This is a genomic window from Bacteroides faecichinchillae JCM 17102, assembly GCF_000614145.1.
In the GTDB taxonomy this organism is placed as follows: Bacteria; Bacteroidota; Bacteroidia; order Bacteroidales; family Bacteroidaceae; genus Bacteroides; species Bacteroides faecichinchillae.
In genome coordinates this window covers 25,374-44,343 of sequence record NZ_BAKK01000031.1, presented here as the reverse complement: position 1 = coordinate 44,343, position 18,970 = coordinate 25,374, and the positions used below count along the sequence as shown (strand labels likewise).

14 protein-coding genes and 2 pseudogenes are annotated in these 18,970 nt (G+C 38.9%); 6 read left to right on the top strand and 10 right to left on the bottom strand.

Translation table 11 applies throughout. From position 1 onward, the window contains the following. Positions 1-9: 9 nt before the first annotated feature. The 3 genes from tpiA (at position 10) to folE (ending at position 1,909) form a co-directional block, all read left to right on the top strand. A complete protein-coding gene (tpiA, locus tag JCM17102_RS14765) occupies positions 10-768 on the top strand; it encodes a triose-phosphate isomerase (protein ID WP_025075714.1) in 759 nt (252 codons plus the stop codon). 93 nt (positions 769-861) lie between these two features. Continuing rightward, positions 862-1,311, top strand: coding sequence for an SPOR domain-containing protein (locus JCM17102_RS14760; protein ID WP_025075713.1), 450 nt, complete (start codon positions 862-864; stop codon positions 1,309-1,311). A 7-nt stretch (positions 1,312-1,318) separates the two neighbouring features. Continuing rightward, positions 1,319-1,909: a GTP cyclohydrolase I FolE gene (gene folE, locus JCM17102_RS14755; RefSeq protein WP_025075712.1), complete on the top strand. Its 591-nt coding sequence runs from the start codon at positions 1,319-1,321 to the stop codon at positions 1,907-1,909. A gap of 26 nt (positions 1,910-1,935) precedes the next feature. Here folE and dnaG read toward each other — a convergent pair. The 8 genes and pseudogenes from dnaG to recJ all read right to left on the bottom strand — a co-directional run bounded on the left by dnaG (position 1,936) and on the right by recJ (position 13,061). After that, positions 1,936-4,013: pseudogene (dnaG, locus tag JCM17102_RS27825) on the bottom strand (DNA primase). A gap of 116 nt (positions 4,014-4,129) precedes the next feature. Further along, positions 4,130-4,903, bottom strand: a complete 774-nt coding sequence (locus JCM17102_RS14745; protein WP_025075711.1) for a prephenate dehydrogenase — start codon at positions 4,901-4,903, stop codon at positions 4,130-4,132. 38 nt (positions 4,904-4,941) lie between these two features. Next, positions 4,942-6,003: a bifunctional 3-deoxy-7-phosphoheptulonate synthase/chorismate mutase type II gene (locus tag JCM17102_RS14740; protein ID WP_025075710.1), complete on the bottom strand. Its 1,062-nt coding sequence runs from the start codon at positions 6,001-6,003 to the stop codon at positions 4,942-4,944. Between the two features lie 85 nt (positions 6,004-6,088). After that, a complete protein-coding gene (locus JCM17102_RS14735) occupies positions 6,089-7,270 on the bottom strand; it encodes a pyridoxal phosphate-dependent aminotransferase (protein WP_025075709.1) in 1,182 nt (393 codons plus the stop codon). Further along, positions 7,245-8,093 carry a prephenate dehydratase gene (locus tag JCM17102_RS14730; RefSeq protein WP_025075708.1) on the bottom strand — a complete coding sequence of 283 codons (849 nt, stop codon included), beginning with the start codon at positions 8,091-8,093 and terminating at the stop codon, positions 7,245-7,247. The genes JCM17102_RS14735 and JCM17102_RS14730 overlap by 26 nt, the downstream gene beginning before the upstream one ends. Positions 8,094-8,444: 351 nt before the next feature. Further along, positions 8,445-9,407 carry a tetratricopeptide repeat protein gene (locus JCM17102_RS14725; RefSeq protein WP_025075707.1) on the bottom strand — a complete coding sequence of 321 codons (963 nt, stop codon included), beginning with the start codon at positions 9,405-9,407 and terminating at the stop codon, positions 8,445-8,447. 39 nt (positions 9,408-9,446) lie between these two features. Next, positions 9,447-11,350: pseudogene (locus JCM17102_RS27820) on the bottom strand (RecQ family ATP-dependent DNA helicase). Further along, entirely contained in the window at positions 11,343-13,061 is a 1,719-nt protein-coding gene (recJ, locus tag JCM17102_RS14715) for a single-stranded-DNA-specific exonuclease RecJ (RefSeq protein ID WP_025075706.1), read from the bottom strand. The pseudogene JCM17102_RS27820 and the gene recJ overlap by 8 nt, the downstream one beginning before the upstream one ends. 262 nt (positions 13,062-13,323) lie before the next feature. On the opposite strand from recJ, the gene JCM17102_RS14710 reads away from it, so the two are divergent. Beyond that, a complete protein-coding gene (locus JCM17102_RS14710; RefSeq protein WP_025075705.1) occupies positions 13,324-14,178 on the top strand; it encodes a phosphodiester glycosidase family protein in 855 nt (284 codons plus the stop codon). 1,419 nt (positions 14,179-15,597) lie between these two features. On the opposite strand, the gene JCM17102_RS31820 is transcribed toward JCM17102_RS14710, so the two are convergent. Then, positions 15,598-15,828, bottom strand: coding sequence for a hypothetical protein (locus JCM17102_RS31820; protein WP_245798503.1), 231 nt, complete (start codon positions 15,826-15,828; stop codon positions 15,598-15,600). A gap of 265 nt (positions 15,829-16,093) precedes the next feature. Then, positions 16,094-16,534: an acyl-CoA thioesterase gene (locus tag JCM17102_RS14700; protein ID WP_025075703.1), complete on the bottom strand. Its 441-nt coding sequence runs from the start codon at positions 16,532-16,534 to the stop codon at positions 16,094-16,096. A 78-nt stretch (positions 16,535-16,612) separates the two neighbouring features. Between JCM17102_RS14700 and JCM17102_RS14695 the strand changes: the two genes are divergently transcribed. Then, a complete protein-coding gene (locus JCM17102_RS14695) occupies positions 16,613-17,176 on the top strand; it encodes an L-threonylcarbamoyladenylate synthase (protein ID WP_025075702.1) in 564 nt (187 codons plus the stop codon). After that, positions 17,177-18,970 (top strand): chloride channel protein, encoded by a 1,794-nt coding sequence (locus tag JCM17102_RS14690; protein ID WP_025075701.1) that lies wholly within the window; start codon positions 17,177-17,179, stop codon positions 18,968-18,970.

Here is an 18,970-nt window from a genome sequence, read left to right as displayed (position 1 = left end):
AAGACAAAAATGAGAAAGAACATTGTTGCAGGAAACTGGAAAATGAACAAAACCCTTCAAGAAGGTATTGCTTTGGCAAAAGAACTGAATGAAACATTGGCTAATGAAAAGCCTAACTGTGATGTAATTATCTGTACTCCGTTTATTCACCTGGCTTCTGTTACTCCATTGGTAGATGCTGCTAAGATTGGCGTAGGTGCTGAAAACTGTGCTGATAAAGAATCAGGTGCTTACACTGGCGAAGTTTCTGCTGCTATGGTAGCTTCTACAGGTGCTAAATATGTAATCTTGGGCCACTCTGAACGTCGTGCTTACTATGGTGAAACTGTTGCTATCCTTGAAGAGAAAGTGAAATTAGCTCTGGCTAACGGTCTAACTCCGATTTTCTGTATCGGTGAAGTTTTGGAAGAACGCGAAGCTAACAAGCAAAATGAAGTAGTAGCAGCTCAATTGGCATCTGTATTCTCTTTGTCTGCTGAAGATTTCTCTAAGATTATTTTAGCTTATGAACCGGTTTGGGCTATTGGTACTGGTAAAACTGCTTCAGCAGAACAAGCTCAGGAAATCCATGCTTTCATCCGTTCATTGGTAGCAAATAAATACGGTAAAGAAATTGCGGACAATACTTCTATTCTTTACGGTGGTAGCTGTAAGGCTTCTAATGCAAAAGAATTGTTTGCTAACCCTGACGTAGATGGTGGTTTGATTGGTGGGGCTGCTTTGAAAGTTGCTGACTTCAAAGGTATCATTGATGCGTTTAAAGCATAATTAAAATCTTCTAGACGCGGATTGCATGGAGATACCATACTTTATAAGTAACAGTTGATCTGTGAAATTCGTGTCTATTTAAAAATTCACTGAATGAAAAAGCTATCTTTATTTATTCTATTGTTTGTTTTTACAGGCGTTGGTGCACAAGCTCAGAATATCGTAAAGAGTTTGGAACGTAACGTACCAGGACAGGGAAAGGTGACTATTCATCAGGATCCTGCAATAGAAGCGTTGATTGGTGTAGAACGTATTGGAACGGGTGAGCAAAAAGTATTAAAAACTTCTGGATTTAGAATTCAGGCATATGCCGGCAATAATACTAATGAAGCTAAAAATGAGGCTCGTAATGTGGGTGCACGTATAAAAGATCATTTTCCAGAACTGACAGTATATACTTCGTTCAATTCTCCTCGCTGGCTTTGTCGTGTGGGTGATTTCCGAAGCATTGAAGAAGCGGATGCCATGATGCGTAAGATGAAAGCAACTGGTGTGTTTAAAGAAGTCTCTATTGTTAAGGACCAAATTAATATTCCTTTATAATCTGATTATGTTAGAAAAAGAAGAAATAGACTCTCCGAATTTGGAGGAGTTGAAAAGTCATTATCGTAGTATCATCACTCTTTTGGGAGAAGATGTAGAACGGGAAGGTTTATTGAAGACTCCGGAACGTGTGGCTAAAGCAATGCTGAGTTTGACAAAAGGTTACCATATGGATCCTCATGAAGTGCTCCGTTCGGCTAAGTTTAAAGAAGAATATAGCCAGATGGTGATTGTGAAAGACATTGATTTTTTCTCTCTTTGCGAACATCATATGTTACCGTTTTATGGAAAAGCACATGTGGCGTACATTCCTAACGGCTATATTACAGGACTGAGTAAGATTGCTCGGGTAGTCGATATCTTTTCTCACCGTCTCCAAGTGCAGGAACGTATGACACTGCAAATCAAGGAGTGTATTCAGGAAACACTTAATCCATTGGGAGTAATGGTTGTAGTGGAGGCGAAACATATGTGCATGCAAATGCGTGGGGTGGAAAAACAAAATTCTATAACTACTACTTCCGATTTTACGGGTGCATTTAATCAGGCTAAAACTCGTGAGGAGTTTATGAATCTGATTCAGCACGGATACTTGTAACGGTTTTCTGCTTTGAAACAAGGGGATTATCGCAGAACTACGCGATCCCCTAGCGTTTAGCCATAATACTTTGTACTCCTCTTAATTCATTGTAACGTTGCATCAGTGAGTTACACTTTTCATTGTCATTAGCGAGAGATGGATCTTGCAATGCATAAAGCATGTGTTTTAATTCTTCTGTTACAATTGCATATTTGAAGTTTATCATTAGCATGGGAACTAATTCATAAAGACGTTCCTCATCTGTCACAATCTTCTGTGATTTCGAATGATATTTACTGAGTTGATAACGTACATTAATCAGATCGACACTTAGTCTGCTGATAGTCGGATCTGAATGTGCCAGGAAATAGCGTTCTGCCACAAATCCTGAGTCGTGAATATGTGTTGCTGCTTCCGATAGAATCTGGCGATGTAACGGATTATGGAAAGCCAGATCATCTTCTTTCAAATCATTAATAATGTATTCTATGACAGTTACAGGAGTCTCATTCCCTTCTTCATCAGTCAGATTACACATAATCTTTTCCCCATAACGGACTACCGCTTGTAAAATAAGTCGTTCAAATTTGTAGAACTCTTGTCCTTCTTTTCCTTCCTGAGGAATAAAGGAAGTATAGCTATCCTCTTGCAAGGTAGATGGAACCTTCGAATATCCAGCACCTACTTCGGGTGGCATTGGAATATCTCCGTCAGGCATTGGGATATTTTCTCCAGGTACAGCCTGAGACATATTAGCTGCTCTTTCGTTAATTCTACGTTCCCGTTCTGTTTGTTCAACTCGTTTTTCCGCTTGTGCTTCCCGTCTTTTAGCTACCTCGGATACAAGTAGTTTATCTTCTACATGTAGTAACTGAGCACATTCTTTGATATAAACATCCCGTATAATAGCCTCCGGAATAACGGAAATACTTTGTACCAGATTACCTATCAGTTCTGCACGCTTGATTGGATCTTTTCCAGCGTCTTCTAACAATAAGTTTGTCTTGAAACGGATAAAATCACTTTCATGCTCTTTAATGAAGGCTTGGAATTCAATGGAGTTATGTTTACGGGCAAAAGAGTCCGGGTCATCACCGTCAGGAAGCAAACATACCTTGATATTCATTCCTTCTTCAAGTAACATATCGATTCCTCGGAGAGAAGCTTTGATACCTGCTACGTCACCGTCATAAAGAACAGTGATATTATTAGTGAAACGATGGATCATACGGATCTGTCCCGGCGTTAAGGCCGTTCCAGAGGAAGCAACTACATTTTCTATACCCGATTGGTGCATGGAAATAACATCCGTATAGCCTTCAACTAGAAAGCAACGATCTTGCTTTACGATCGCTTGTTTCGCGAAGTAAATACCATATAATTCGTTGCTCTTATGATAAATCTCAGATTCGGGAGAATTGACATATTTTACTTTGACTCCCTTTGTTGCATTGGCAAGTACACGTCCGCCGAAAGCAACAACTTTGCCTGATAGTGTATGAACAGGAAAAATAACTCGTCCCCAGAAACGGTCGCGTAATCGGTGGTCATCTGTTTCGTAGCAAAGTCCGGTTTTAACAAGATATTCTTTTTTATATCCTTTTTGTAGAGCTTCTTGTGCAAAAGCGTCATGACTGTCGGTACAATATCCTAATTGAAATTTCTCAATAATGTCATCCCGAAAACCACGGTTACGGAAGTATGCCATACCAATACTACGACCGTCTACATGATTTTTTAAAATATCTTGAAAGTAGTCACGTGCATAGTTATTGACGATGAAAAGACTCTCACGTTCACTTTGGACCAGTTTCTCTTCATCACTTAACTCCCGTTCCTTAATTTCAATATTGTACTTTTTGGCAAGGTATTTTAGAGCTTCCGGATAAGACATTTGTTCATGTTCCATTATGAAATGTACAACATTTCCCCCTTTTCCACAAGCGAAGCATTTACAAAGTCCTTTGGCAGGAGAGACATAAAAAGAAGGTGTCTTATCACTATGGAACGGACATAAACCGACATAATTCACTCCACGTTTACGCAAAGTGACAAAATCAGATACAACATCTATTATCTGTGATGCATCTAATATACGGTCTATTGTTGCTTGATCAATCATTGTTCTTATCTCCTGTGAATCCGTTTTTGCGGATACAAAGTTACACATAAAAAAATCCTCTGCAAAAAAGATTTTTAGCAGAGGATCGTTAAATATTGCCTATACAGACTAAAGGATTATTTAATTTTCTCGCGAATCTTCGTCAGATACTTCTTCATTCCTTCCGCATCTTTGTTTTCAATGATTTCAAGCAGATTTTTTAGCTCTGTCCTGATATTGGCTACTTGTGACGGGGTACGGGGATTGAATAAAATTTCCTGAAGCAGGTAGTCATCTTCGTTCAAAAGTCCTTTGGCGATAGCCATATGCTTTTTGAAGGTAGTACCGGGTGCTTCCTGATGTTTCATTACTGCTGCAAACACAAAAGTCGATACAAATGGAATAGACAATGAGTAAGCCACTGTCTCATCGTGTTCGTCAAATGTATACTCAAAAATATTTAGGCGTAATGTCTGGTAAAGGTCTTTGAAGAATATCTTTCCCAAGTGGTCACCTTCGCTGATGATAATTGCATTTTCGCTGCTCAGATTGCTGAGGCTGGCAAAAGTAGGACCAAACATCGGGTGAGAAGAGACATAACGGAAACCACTTTCTTCATAGAATTTCTTCAGTCCGTTTTTTACCGAGGCGATATCACTTATAATACAGTCCTTGGGTAACACTGGCAATACGGTGCGGAAGGCATCAAGAGTATACTTCACAGTAGCAGCGTTGATGACTAATTCCGGTTCAAATTCTTTAATCTCCTCTAGTGTAGTGAAACGATAGGTGTTATAGACAAAACGTAACTGGTGCGGATTGACGTCAAACACGGCCGTCTCGTGCTGGAAACTTAATATATCGGTAAAGAAGGAACCCATTTTTCCGGCTCCAAGGATTAATATTCTCATATCTTTATTTATCAGTTTATTACGTGGTAATTCTCCTATTACTTATTAATGATTTCCATCTGTTGGCGAACAGATTCTTCGTGGATGGCTTCGAATATCTTTTTCATGAATTCTCCATCCATACCGCAATGCTCACCTTGTGCACCACGCTTTTCCAAAATTTCGTTATAACGTCCTGTTTGGAGAACAGTGATTCCATGTTCTTTCTTATAAGTACCGATTTCACGTGCTACACGCATTCTTTTTGATAATTCCTGGATGATGTTATCGTCACATTCATCAATTTGCTTGCGCAGTTCTGATAGGTTCTCTGTTGTTTGAGTTTCGGTACGAATCACTAATAAGTTGAGGATGTAATCCAGTACATCCGGAGTAACCTGTTGAGATGCATCACTCCATGCACAATCCGGATTACAATGACTTTCTACAATCAGGCCGTCGAAATTTAAATCCATTGCTTGCTGGCAAAGAGGAGCTACCAATTCTCGTTTACCTCCAATATGACTAGGATCGCAGAAAATAGGTAAGTTAGGAATACGACGGCGTAGTTCGATTGGAATATGCCATTGAGGAAGATTGCGATAAATTTTCTTATCGTAGCTGCTGAAACCGCGATGGATAGCTCCTAGACGTTTCAAACCAGCGTTATGAATGCGTTCCAAAGCACCGATCCATAATTCAAGATCCGGATTTACCGGGTTCTTTACGAGTACGGGAATATCTACACCTTTCAGGGCATCCGCAATTTCTTGTACGGCGAAGGGATTGGCAGTAGTACGTGCACCTATCCAAAGAATATCAATACCCGCTTTCAGACATTCATAAACATGCTTAGCTGTAGCTACTTCGGTAGAAACATACATACCTGTTTCTTTTTTCACTTCTTTCAACCAGGGAAGGGCTTCTACTCCGATACCTTCGAAGCCTCCCGGTTTGGTGCGTGGCTTCCAGATTCCGGCACGAAATATTTTTTGTCCTTTAGCAGCCAGTTGTTTGGCTGTATCCATAACTTGTTCTTCAGTCTCTGCGCTACATGGACCGGCGATGACAATCGGTCTTTTCGCTTCAATGCCCGGTAATAAAATTGATTCGAGTTCCATATTCTTTCTTTATTTTTATTTTATTCTGATATTCAGTTTTTATCAGGAGATTTGTTCTATTCCTTTTGTTTCTCTCTTTAGATGATTAGGAAAGTTTCTTTATTCTCTCCAATGCTTCTGCCAGTTTGTCGTCTTTGCAGCAAAGAGAGATACGGATATATCTGGCTCCATTGCTTCCGAAGATAAATCCAGGGGTAATAAATACTCTCGCTTCATGGAGTACTCTTTCTGTCAGTTCCTCCACATCCCTACAAGAAGCAGGAATTTTTCCCCAAAGAAACATTCCTACTTGTTTTTCATCGTACGTGCAACCTAGAGTATTCATGATTTCACCCGCTAGATGACGACGATTCCGATAATTCAGGTTGTTACCTTCATACCAACTCTTCTCTGCTTCTAAAGCGGTGGCTGCCGCCAGTTGCATGGCACGAAACATTCCGCTGTCGATATTGCTTTTCACTTTCAAGATCCATTGGATAAAGTTTGAATTCGAAGCTATCATTCCGATACGCCATCCCGGCATATTATGGCTTTTACTCATGGAGTTGAATTCGATGCAACACTCTTTAGCTCCCGGTACACTGAGAATACTAATTGGCTTTTCGTTTAGGATAAAGCTGTATGGATTGTCATTGACAATCACGATATTCTTGCGACGTGCAAAGTCTACCAAACATTTGTACAGTTCCGGCGTTGCATTGGCACCTGTTGGCATATTGGGATAGTTGGTCCACATTAATTTAACCCGGCTTAGATTCATCTTTTCCAATGCTTCGAAATCCGGCATCCATCCATCCTCTTCTTTCAAATCGTAATTAATCACCTCTGCACCAAGTATTTTACTCAGAGAAGTATAAGTCGGATATCCTGGATTGGGGACTAGAACTTGTTCTCCCGGATTAACGAAAGCGAGTGTGACATGAAGGATACCCTCTTTTGAACCAATAAGCGGTTGTATTTCAGTATTTGAGTTTAGTTCTACTCCATACCAGCGCTGATACCAATTGGCAAAAGCTTTACGAAGTTCAGGAATACCTACATACGGTTGGTAACCATGTCCATTCGGGTCGTGTGCATTGTTACACAATGTTTCGATCGTCTTCTCTGAAGGTGGCATATCAGGACTTCCAATTCCCAGACTAATTATATCTTTACCTTCAGCATTCATTTGAGCTACTTCTTTAAGTTTTTTGGAGAAGTAGTATTCACTGACACTACTCAGTCTATCGGCTGGAGATATCTTATATGTTTGATTTTCCTTCTGCATATTCGCCTAATAATTTAAGTTCTTTGGTTAATGGAGTGATTGCTGTAATGGATTGTTTATATCTCAGATAATCGTTGAAAGCTACATCTACATAAAATTGGTATTCCCATTCACGTCCGATGATCGGCAACGATTGTATCTTAGTCAGATTGATATTATAGAACGATAAAATTGATAACACTTGTGAAAGACTTCCTTCCATATGTGGTAGTGTGAATACCATACTTGCTTTATTGATAGCATTGGTATGATGTTGGCGGAGTTCATCAACTTGCCAAGGATCGGCCACTACTAAAAAACGGGTGAAGTTGTGTTTGTTGGTTTCGATACCTTCCTGTAAAACTTTCATTCCATAGCGCTCTGCTGCTGTTTTGGAACAGATGGCTGCATGTCCTTTCAAGTTCTCTTTTTTAATAATTTCTGCGCTGAGCGCTGTGTCCTCGCTTTCTACTACTTTCAGTTGCGGATGTTGGTTCAGAAACTCGCGGCATTGCATTAATGCGATAGGGTGGGAGTTTACCTCATTCAAATCCTTCCAGTCTTCATCCGGGAGACAGACAAAACTGTGAGAAATGCGCAGTTTGTATTCTCCAATAATCTGTGTACCACTTTGTCTCAATAACTCATTGTTGTGTAACAGACTACCTGCAATTGTATTTTCAATGGCAAGCATCCCGATGACTTGACTGTCTTTTCGGATCGATGTAAACACATCCTCGAAGTTGGCACAACAGATTAACTCTATTTCTTCTCCTTCGAAGTACTTGTGTGCGGCGATGTCGTGATACGAGCCGATTGTTCCTTGAATTGCTATCTTTTTCATTGTTCTAAATTTCTATAAATAAAAAAATCCCGCGTCCATGTCGGAGCGGGATTCATATGATTGATTTCTTCATTCAGTCCTTAAGCATCACTGTCACTTGATACATACAAACTCCCGCTCCACTTTGTTGCTAAAGTAAAAGTAAAAAAAGAAGTAATATGCATAAGTAAATGATTTCATTCGAATCTCAATTTTTTAGCTTTATTTTTTAATTTATGGGACAAAAGTAATACTTTTCTGTTAGATGCAAATAAAAAACGATATTTTTTTTAGTTTTTCATCTAAAATAGATGAAAGTATCATGCTATGTTACAGAAATATTTCGCTCTTAATTACATTTTTCTTGCTGTTTTAGAAGATTCCAGGCAGTGTTTCCGGTTTGGTTCCCAAATTCTTAAACTCCCCGTTAAGACTTGAACCATCCTTTGGATTTAACTCCAGTGATTTTTTCATATCTTCCACAGAACCATCTTTATCTCCGTTAAGAAGTTTGGCACGTCCGCGCTCTTTATAGGCTTCTGCAAAATTAGGATTTAGTTCGATTGCTTCGTCGAACAGGCTAATCGCTTCCGACAGTTTTTTCTGGTTAATGAAAAGTTGCCCAAGATAAAGATAAGCTTGTTCGTTGAACGGATTTATTTCTGTCACCTGTTTATAGTCTGCTTCTGCTTCCTCTTGTTGCTGATTAGATTCTTCCACTTTCCCACGTAGAAGTATGGCGGTCTCTTCTTCCTGATTTTGTGCCAGTACGGCATCAATATCTTCCATTGCTTCCTTATATTGGTGCATCTTTACTAATGCTTGAGCACGCATTAGACGAGCTTCAATGAAATCATCTTTCAGTGAGATAGCTTTAGTCAGATGGGCGATCGTCATGAGATCATCATCTTGTCCTTTGCAGGCTTTTCCTAAAAGGAAGTGAGCAACAGCATTGCCTTCTTCGATTGCGATTGCTTTATTGGCAGCCTCTTCCATTGCTTTGTAGTCTTCCTGAACGTAACATACGTTAGCCAAGGTCAGGAAGGTGTTGGTCATATCCGGCTCTATTACAGCCATTTTTTCCAAGAGTATACGTGCTTTCTCTGTTTCTCCCATTTGGATATACAGCTGGCTAAGATACCCCATTGTTTCGAAATCCTCTTCGATGGCAAGGGCTTCAGTGAAACATTTTACAGCATAATCCGCACGTCCCATACGCTGTGCACGTAAGCCGTCATATTTGAATATTTCGAAATTCTTTTGGTCGTTTTTTTGTTTTTCACTTTCTGATGTTTCACTCTTCCCGGAAAAGAATGATTTAAAAAAGTTCGGCATGATTCTGTTATTTTTGAGTTTATGTGCAAATGTAATAACTTATTTTGAAATATAGATCATTCCATCTTCTATCTTCAATACTCCTTCTTCTAATAAATACTGAATGACTTCTCCTATATCTTCTTTTTCTGTTTCCACTTGGTTAGCGATATCCGCAGGAGTAAGTTTCTTTTTGTTGAGTATAAAGAGAATCTGTCTTTTTAGTTCTTCGAAAGAAGTTTCGGACAAATGATTATCTGCATGATGACTAAGACAAACATCACATTGCTTGCAGCTATGTTCATTCTTCTCACCAAAGTATCGAAGTAACATCCGGCTTCGACAGATATTATCTGTTGTGACATATTCTTCCATTGCCTTAATACGTGCTTCATATCGTACTTTGCGGTCTTCATAGACGGAAATGGGAATGTGGACATCATGTAGTTCCATTCGTTCGCGCGTATATATAATATAAGGTGTCTTCTTATGAGGGATGTAATCTACGATACGACGTTTAGTTAATGTCACTAAAATAGCATAGATTTGTTGGCGCGTTAGTCCTGTGCGTACGGCAAGTGATTCTTCACTGATATAAGCATAGTCGGTGAATACCCCTGTGTAAGAACGGAGGATGGCTTGTATCAATGCTTCGGCTTCTTTGCCCATTTCGTGCAACTTATAAAGTTCATCCCGCCGAATGGTAAAAAAGATACGCGAGGAGTTATCTTGTTCATCTGTATATTCCAGATAACCTGCTTGCGTCAGTATTTTTAAAGCACTGTCTACCGGGACAGGGAAGTACTTGAACTTTCGGCAAAACTCTTCCAGATTAAACTCACGAACACACTGAAAGCCATCACCCATTGCCATCTGGTAATAATATTGCAGATGTTCGTAAACATTTAGAATATATTCTTTTTCGGGAAAAGTATCAGCGATCCGCTTGTGAAGGGTCGTCTTATCGGATTTTGCATACAGGATAACGGCATAGGCTTTTTCCCCGTCTCTCCCTGCACGTCCGGCCTCTTGGAAATAAGCTTCCGGAGAGTCGGGAAGGTCGAGGTGGATGACGATGCGTACATCCGGTTTATCGATACCCATACCGAAAGCGTTGGTAGCTACCATGACGCGTACTTCACCGTTTTGCCAACGTTTCTGCCTGATATCTTTTACAGCATTATCCAGTCCGGCATGGTAGAAATCTGCTGTAATATTTTCGTTCATCAGCAGTTCGGTTATTTCTTTGGTACGTCGTCTGTTACGTACATAAATAATAGCACTACCCTCTATCCGACGTAAAATATGTAGTAACTCTCCTGTTTTATTATCTGTTTTGCGAACAATATAGGCCAGATTCTTTCGCTCGAAACTCATTCGGAAAACGTTTCTTCCCGAAAATTTAACCTGGACTGGATATCTTTCACTACTTCTGGAGTTGCCGTAGCCGTTAAAGCTAGTACTGGGACACCTGGTAGTAAATCCCGTATCTCAGCTATTTTAAGATAAGCCGGACGGAAATCGTATCCCCATTGTGAAATACAGTGGCTTTCGTCCACTGTGATCATTGAGACTTTCATCGAACGTAGTTTGATACGGAATATTTCGGTATCCAGACGTTCCGGTGATATATATAAGAATTTATAATTACCAAAGATACAGTTTTCCAGAGCAGTAAGAATTTCCTGCCTGGACATTCCGGAATAGATAGCCAGCGCTTTGATTCCTCGTTTCCGAAGATTCTGTACCTGGTCTTTCATAAGGGCTATGAGGGGAGTGATAACAATACAAATTCCTTCCTGTGCGAGAGCAGGTACTTGAAATGTGATGGATTTTCCACCTCCCGTAGGCATCAATCCTAACGTATCCTTTCTTTCGCCGATACTGGTGATGATCTCCTCCTGCAAATCGCGGAAGGAGTCATATCCCCAATATTGTTTTAATATCTCCTGATACTTATTCAATCGGCTTTATATCCTCAATTTGAAGTTGCACTTCACCACGCTTGTGTGTATTTTCTTCAATGGAATAACAGATATCAAATGAACGTTTCGTTTTGATATAACGAACGTGCGAGCTTTGACCGAAAGCTATACCATTCATTACGTTATTTGATTTGTTATCTACCAATTCCAGTTTGATATGCTCCTGATCCCGTCCAACTACTTTACTGGTTCCATAATCATATACATGATGAGTACAGAATACAGGTTTAGTATTATCCGGACCGAAAGGATTGAACTTCTTCAGATCATTAAAAAACTTAGGAGTAATGTCCTTAAAGTCAATTTCAGCATCAATATCTATCACCGCACTGGTTTGTTCGGGCAAAATGTTTTTTGAGACAAACTCTTCAAAGCGTTGTGTAAATGCTTCCACATTTTCCACCTTCATTGATAATCCGGCTGCGTAAGTATGTCCTCCGAAATTTTCTAATAGGTCACGACAATACTCGATAGCCTTATAAACATCAAAACCGGATACGGAACGTGCCGAACCTGTTGCCATGTCATCTGTACGTGTCAGTACAACTGCTGGGCGATAATAGATCTCTGTCAGACGGGAGGCAACGATACCGATCACTCCTTTATGCCATTCTTCATTGAAAAGTACGATGGAACGTCGATCAGCCAAGCCTTCTAGATGAGCCACAATCTGATTAGCCTCTTCTGTCATACTTTTATCCAAGTCTTTTCGGGTTTCATTGTATTGGTTGATCTGTCCCGCTTTCTCCAGAGCAGTGGAAAAATCCTTTTCTGTTAGCAGGTCTACTGCCTCTTTACCATTCTGAATTCTCCCTGAAGCATTGATGCGCGGACCTATTTTGAATACGATATCGCTAACGGTGATTTCACGTTCGGAAAGTCCGCAAACATCGATAATCGCTTTCATCCCGACACTGGGATTACTGTTTAGCTGCTTTAAACCATGGAAAGCCAAGATCCGGTTTTCACCCATAATCGGTACGATATCCGAAGCGATACTGACTGCCACTAAATCAAGTAATGGAATCAGGTGGTGAAATTCAATGCCATTATTGATAGCGAATGCTTGCATGAATTTGAAACCAACACCACAGCCGGAAAGGTGTGTGTATGGATACGTGTTGTCCAAACGTTTCGCATTCAGAATAGCTATCGCAGGAGGTAAAACGTCATCTGGAACATGATGGTCGCAGATGATGAAGTCAATACCTTTTTCTTTGGCATACGAAATTTCTTCCACTGCTTTAATTCCGCAGTCGAGTACAATAATCAAACCTACACCGGTTTCTGCGGCATAGTCTATACCTTTTTTAGAAATACCATATCCTTCGTTATAACGATCAGGTATATAATAGTCAATGTTCGAGTAGAACTGTTGTATGAACTTGTAGACCAGTGCCACAGCTGTAGTACCGTCTACATCATAATCCCCATAAATCAGAATACGCTCTTTCTTTCCCATTGCCCTGTTCAGACGTTCCACTGCAATGTCCATATCCTTCATCAGGAATGGATCGTACAGATCGGGCAATTGCGGGCGGAAAAACTTTTTGGCTTCTGAAGCCTTTGTTATTCCCCGCTGCACCAATAATTGTCCAAGTATCGGGCTAATCCCTAATTCTTGGGCCAATGTCTGGCTTGTCTCTGCCTGTTCGGGTGTAATGGGTTGATAATTCCATTTGTGATTCATTTTATATATTGTTTTTTCTTTTTCTTTTCTCAGAGGTCGGAAAGGCACTTCTTTCCAACAAGGGGTAAAAGTACGAAAAAAAGCGGAAGCTTATAGTAAGATGTGACGAAAATATTTCGGGGAGATTTGAAAGTTAAGATTTATTTTAAAGAATAGAACTTTTTTTTTCTTTTGACAAATACTTGCTGAATATGTGGATAGAGCTTATCTTTGTATCTATTCTTTTTGAGTGAAATACAAAACAATAATTTTTCCAATGAACATGAAACGTTATTTTACTTTCTTTATTTTGCTTGTCTTTTTAGTTGGTGTGGTTGGTGCTCAGACGAAGGTAGATTCTGTCGCTATTGTCACTGCCCCCTGGCAGGTTGTGGAAACACAAAAAGGTATTGTTCATAAACATGTTGTCATCCCTTCTCTCTATCAAGGTGTTCAATCCATCAATATAATTGAAATAGATCTGGCAACACAGAAGAAAGTAGGGGTGGCTGTAAATGAAAAAATGGATAAAATCAGCTATAGTGCTCCAAACTATCAAGCAATTGCAGCAATTAATGGCTCTTATTTTAATATGAAGGAGGGAAATTCGATTTGTTTCTTGAAAATGGACGAACAGTTGGTGGATACGACTACTTTGAGTGAATTTAAAATTCGGGTAACGGGAGCAATTTACATCAAGAAAGGTAAACTGAAATTGATTCCTTGGAACAGAGATATCGAGAAAACGTATGAAGGGAAAAAAGGAACGATTCTAGCTTCCGGACCTTTGATGTTGAAAGACGCGGCTTATTATGACTGGAGTATGTGTGATTCTGAGTTTATTCGGACAAAGCATCCCCGCAGTGCTGTTTGTATTACCAAAAAGGGAAAAATCTTATTTGTAACGGTAGATGGACGTTCGGAAGGACTTGCAGATGGGATAAATATCCCTGAGTTAGCTCATTTGCTTAAAGTGTTAGGAGGTAAAGATGCAATTAATTTGGATGGTGGAGGATCTACCACTTTATGGCTGTCAGGAGTATCAGAAAATGGTATTGTTAATTATCCATGTGATAATAAAAGGTACGATCACCAGGGAGAACGCCGGATAGCTAATTTCCTTTATATATATGAATAATGTTTTGAATGCGATGTTATTGTTGAATTATGCTTTTCTTCTTAGGATAAAAAATACTTGTTTTATTGTCACTTGTCACTTTTTTTAAGTTAAACATCTTATTATCAATGCTAAAATGGTGATAATAGCCGGTGATAATAGGGTGACAATAGGAAATTATCCGGGTTCTATTGTCACTTTTACTTTGTTATTCTATTATTCTCGGCGCTTTTGTGTTTTTACTTTCCCTTTCTTTGTGTTATTATTGGATTTTCTATCTCTTTTAAATATAGAAAAGAGACAAAGCAATCATCTTATCTTTTTATTTCGGTTAAATAGATTTGGCATGTAAAATTGTGTAATCCCCTTTATATTAGAGGAAATAGACCGTTTGTTTAGTTGTTTTGAACCTTTAGTTAATGGCTTTTTGAAATGATAAATATCGTTTTACGTACATGGTCCCATGGCTTCACGTACGTGATCTATTGGGTTCACGTACATCATCCGAATGGTTTACGTACGTGAAACGAGGATGTGTACCTTGCAAAAAACAGTAGTCGAGCCTTGTCGGTATGTTAAGGTTAGTAGTATTTGTTCTATTATATGCCGTATTAGTTGAATAATCATTCTGTTTATTAATAAAAAGCAAGTAATGCAATAGCCGTAGATTGTGTTTTTTAACACTCAGGAAATTGATGATCGAATTGTATTTGTAATCGTTGATAACCAGATAAATAAATGATAATATAACTAAATGGAAGTGACAATAGGGAGGTTCTAAATTTCTATTGTCACTCTATTGTCACCTGTCTATTATCACTATTTCATCATTGATTATCTGGGACTTAATACAGAAAAGTGATAAGTGACAATAAAAAGTAACTTTATAATCTCTAAGAGAGCAAGGTAGATATAGACTCAATAATATTTTATTAGAAACTTATATTAAGAGAAAACTAAAACAGGATTGGCATATTTACATCGCCAATCCAATTTTGTCTATATGAGATTATTATGGGAGACTATCTATGTTTTACTACATATCATCGAGATCTTTTGAAATTTTGATAGAATTTGTTTCAAGTTGATAGATAAAATAAGTACTAAGAGCCGGTGAATATACTCCAAAACTGGTGAGCCCAATTTGATTTTGGTATAACTTGAATGTACAAATATCTGTTGCTGATATAAATGGTTCTTTTTTTAGGTGAGAATGGAAATGCTTTCCACCGGGTTTTCTCTTGTCAATTGGAATAAGGCTGGAATGAAATTTCTTCCAGGATTGTATTTCTCCTTCTTTATTAGTGATGAACAGATAGTCGTTTCCAGTGGGGACTTCTTTTGCTTGCTGAGTTCCGTTTATAGCATAAAGTTTATACCCTTTTTCAAAAGGGGGTAATATCCAGTTCAGACTATACCCTTCAAATGTGCTGCCTCATATTAATTCTCGACTATACTTTTCAGAATTTTTGTTCTGGTACTGAGTAGGTTGTTTTCACAATCGGACAAGTCGCGATATAAATGACGTACTAAACAAGGTGTTGATGTTTCAAGAAAAGATACTTCAAAACAACATTTCCCCTCTTTGTCGATCAGAATACATTTGATGGAATCTCCCTGCTCATAAGTTAAATAAGTAGCAGCAGTTTCCATCGTTTCCGGTTTATTCATATACATATCCTGAAATACCCATGTGGCTTTTTCATATCGATATAGGAGATTGCCTTCTTGGATGATAGAGTCACATTTTTTGTCCTAATTCAGCTTTGGTATAATTATTAGTTTGAGAATAAACTACCGAAAAACATGATATAAGAAGAATAGCGGTGAGTATTCTTTGTTTATTAAGGGATTGTTTAATAAACAAATATATGATATTTTTAGTACCTACATTACTTTCTAAAAAGAATATTTGCCATTGTAGCTCTTTTTATGATCATTTTCCTGTCTTTTTCCGTAAATCCCGTCCTTCATACCTGCAAATAGCCTCAATCCATTCCTGAGTAAGTGGCATAGATTCGTGCTTTTCCAGATCGTAAGTAACCATCACAGATTTACAGACACATTTTACCTCAAAAGTTTCTGTGTCGATCACCCGTTGAACCAAATGAAAACTTTTAGTTCCGATTTCCGAAACGGCTGTTTGTACTGCAATATGATCCGATCCGAAAATTTGCTTGACAAAATTTGCCTCAATATGTACAACGACAATTCCCATTTTTTCCCAGTCGACTCCCGGGCATACATAAGCAAAATATTCAGTCTTTCCCAAATCGTAGAAAGAGAAATAAACGGTGTTATTGACGTGACCGAATTTGTCTACGTCATTAAAGCGTAATTGGATAGGCAATGAGTGGTGAAATACAATTTCTTCCATAGTTTTCACTTAATCTTTTTGAATTCGGAGCAAAAGTAGTACTTTTGCGTGTTATTCTCAACAGAAATTAATCAAGAAATGATAGAAGATATTAAAAAAGCCTGTCAGGTGATGAATGGAGGAGGAGTTATCCTTTATCCTACTGATACCGTATGGGGTATAGGTTGTGACGCTACTAACGAAGAGGCTGTACGCCGAATTTATGAGATAAAAAAACGTGCCGACAGTAAAGCAATGTTGGTTCTGGTGGACACCTCTGTGAAAGTAGATTTTTATGTACAGGATGTTCCCGAGGTGGCGTGGGATTTAATTGATGTTGCAGAAAAACCACTTACCATTATTTATTCAGGTGCGCGTAATTTGGCTCCCAATCTGCTGGCTGAGGACGGTAGTGTTGGTATCCGGGTGACAAATGAAGAGTTCTCCAAACGCCTTTGCCAACAGTTCCGTAAGGCGATTGTTTCTACATCGGCCAATGTTAGCGGGCAACCGGGTGCAGCTAATTTTAGTGAAATCAGCGATGAAATAAAATCTGCTGTAGATTATATTGTAGGTTATCGTCAGGATGATATGAGCCGGCCAAAACCTTCTAGTATTATTAAGTTGGATAAAGGTGGAGTGATTAAGATAATTCGTGAATAGATGAGGAAAGAAAAACAGAGTTTGTTACAGCGTTGTATTAAATGGCGGGAAAATAATATTAAGGAGAAACAATTCATCTTGATACTAAGTTTTCTTGTTGGTATCTTTACGGCGATGGCAGCCTTAATATTGAAATTCCTGATTCATGAAATACAGAATTTTCTTACAGAAAACTTTAACGCGACAGAAGCTAACTATCTTTATTTAGTATATCCGGTAATCGGAATCTTTTTAGCGGGTTTGTTTGTACGGAACATAGTAAAAGATGATATTAGTCATGGAGTCACTAAGATTTTGTATGCTATTTCCCGTAGACAAGGACGTATTAAAAGACATAATATATGGTCGTCTACCATTGCCAGTGCTATAACCATCGGATTCGGTGGATCGGTCGGGGCGGAGGCTCCTATTGTATTAACCGGTTCGGCAATCGGTTCCAATTTGGGAAGTGTGTTCAAGATGGAACATCGTACCCTGATGTTACTGGTTGGTTGCGGTGCGGCAGGTGCAATTGCCGGAATCTTTAAGGCTCCGATCGCCGGTTTGGTGTTTACGTTGGAAGTCTTGATGATTGACTTGACTATGTCCTCTTTGCTTCCTTTATTAATTTCGGCAGTAACGGCAGCAACAGTATCTTATATCATTACCGGAACCGAGGCTATGTTTAAATTCCATCTGGATCAGGCATTCGAGTTGGAGCGTATTCCTTATGTTATTTTATTAGGTATTTTTTGTGGTCTTGTTTCGCTGTATTTTACCCGTGCAATGAATTCCGTAGAAGGAGTTTTCGGAAAGCTCAAAAATCCATATAAGAAACTGGCTTTCGGCGGGGTGATGTTGAGTGTATTAATTTTCCTTTTTCCTCCTCTTTATGGCGAAGGTTACGATACGATTGAACTTTTACTGAATGGATCATCGGCAGTAGAGTGGGATACGGTCATGAACAATTCCATGTTCTATGGATATGGTAATTTGTTGTTGGTATATCTTTTACTGATTATCTTGTTTAAGGTGTTTGCTTCCAGTGCAACGAATGGTGGAGGTGGATGTGGTGGTATTTTTGCACCTTCACTTTATCTGGGATGTATTGCGGGATTTGTCTTTTCTCATTTCAGTAATGAGTTTGAATTCTCTGCTTTTCTGCCCGAAAAGAATTTTGCTTTAATGGGAATGGCAGGAGTGATGAGTGGTGTCATGCATGCTCCTCTGACCGGCGTATTCCTGATTGCGGAACTGACAGGAGGATATGACTTGTTTCTTCCATTGATGATTGTCTCGGTAAGTTCATACCTGACGATTATTGTATTTGAGCCACATAGTATTTACTCCATGCGTCTTGCCAAGAAAGGGCAATTACTCACTCATCATAAAGATAAAGCTGTATTAACTTTGATGAAGATGGAGAATGTGGTAGAGAAAGATTTTGTGGTAGTCCACCCGGAAATGGATTTGGGTGAACTTGTAAAAGCAATTGCTGCTTCACATCGAAATGTTTTTCCGGTGACAGATAAAAAGACCGGTGAGTTGTTGGGATTAGTACTGTTGGATGACATTCGTAATATCATGTTTCGTCAAGAACTTTATCATCGCTTTACCGTTAGTAAATTGATGACATCTGCTCCTGCAAAGATCTTTGATACGGATGGAATGGAGCAAGTGATGCAGACTTTTGATGATACAAAAGCATGGAATTTACCTGTGGTAGATGAAGAAGGTCGTTATGAAGGTTTTGTCTCTAAGTCGAAGATATTTAATTCATATCGACAGGTGTTGGTACATTTTTCAGAAGACTAG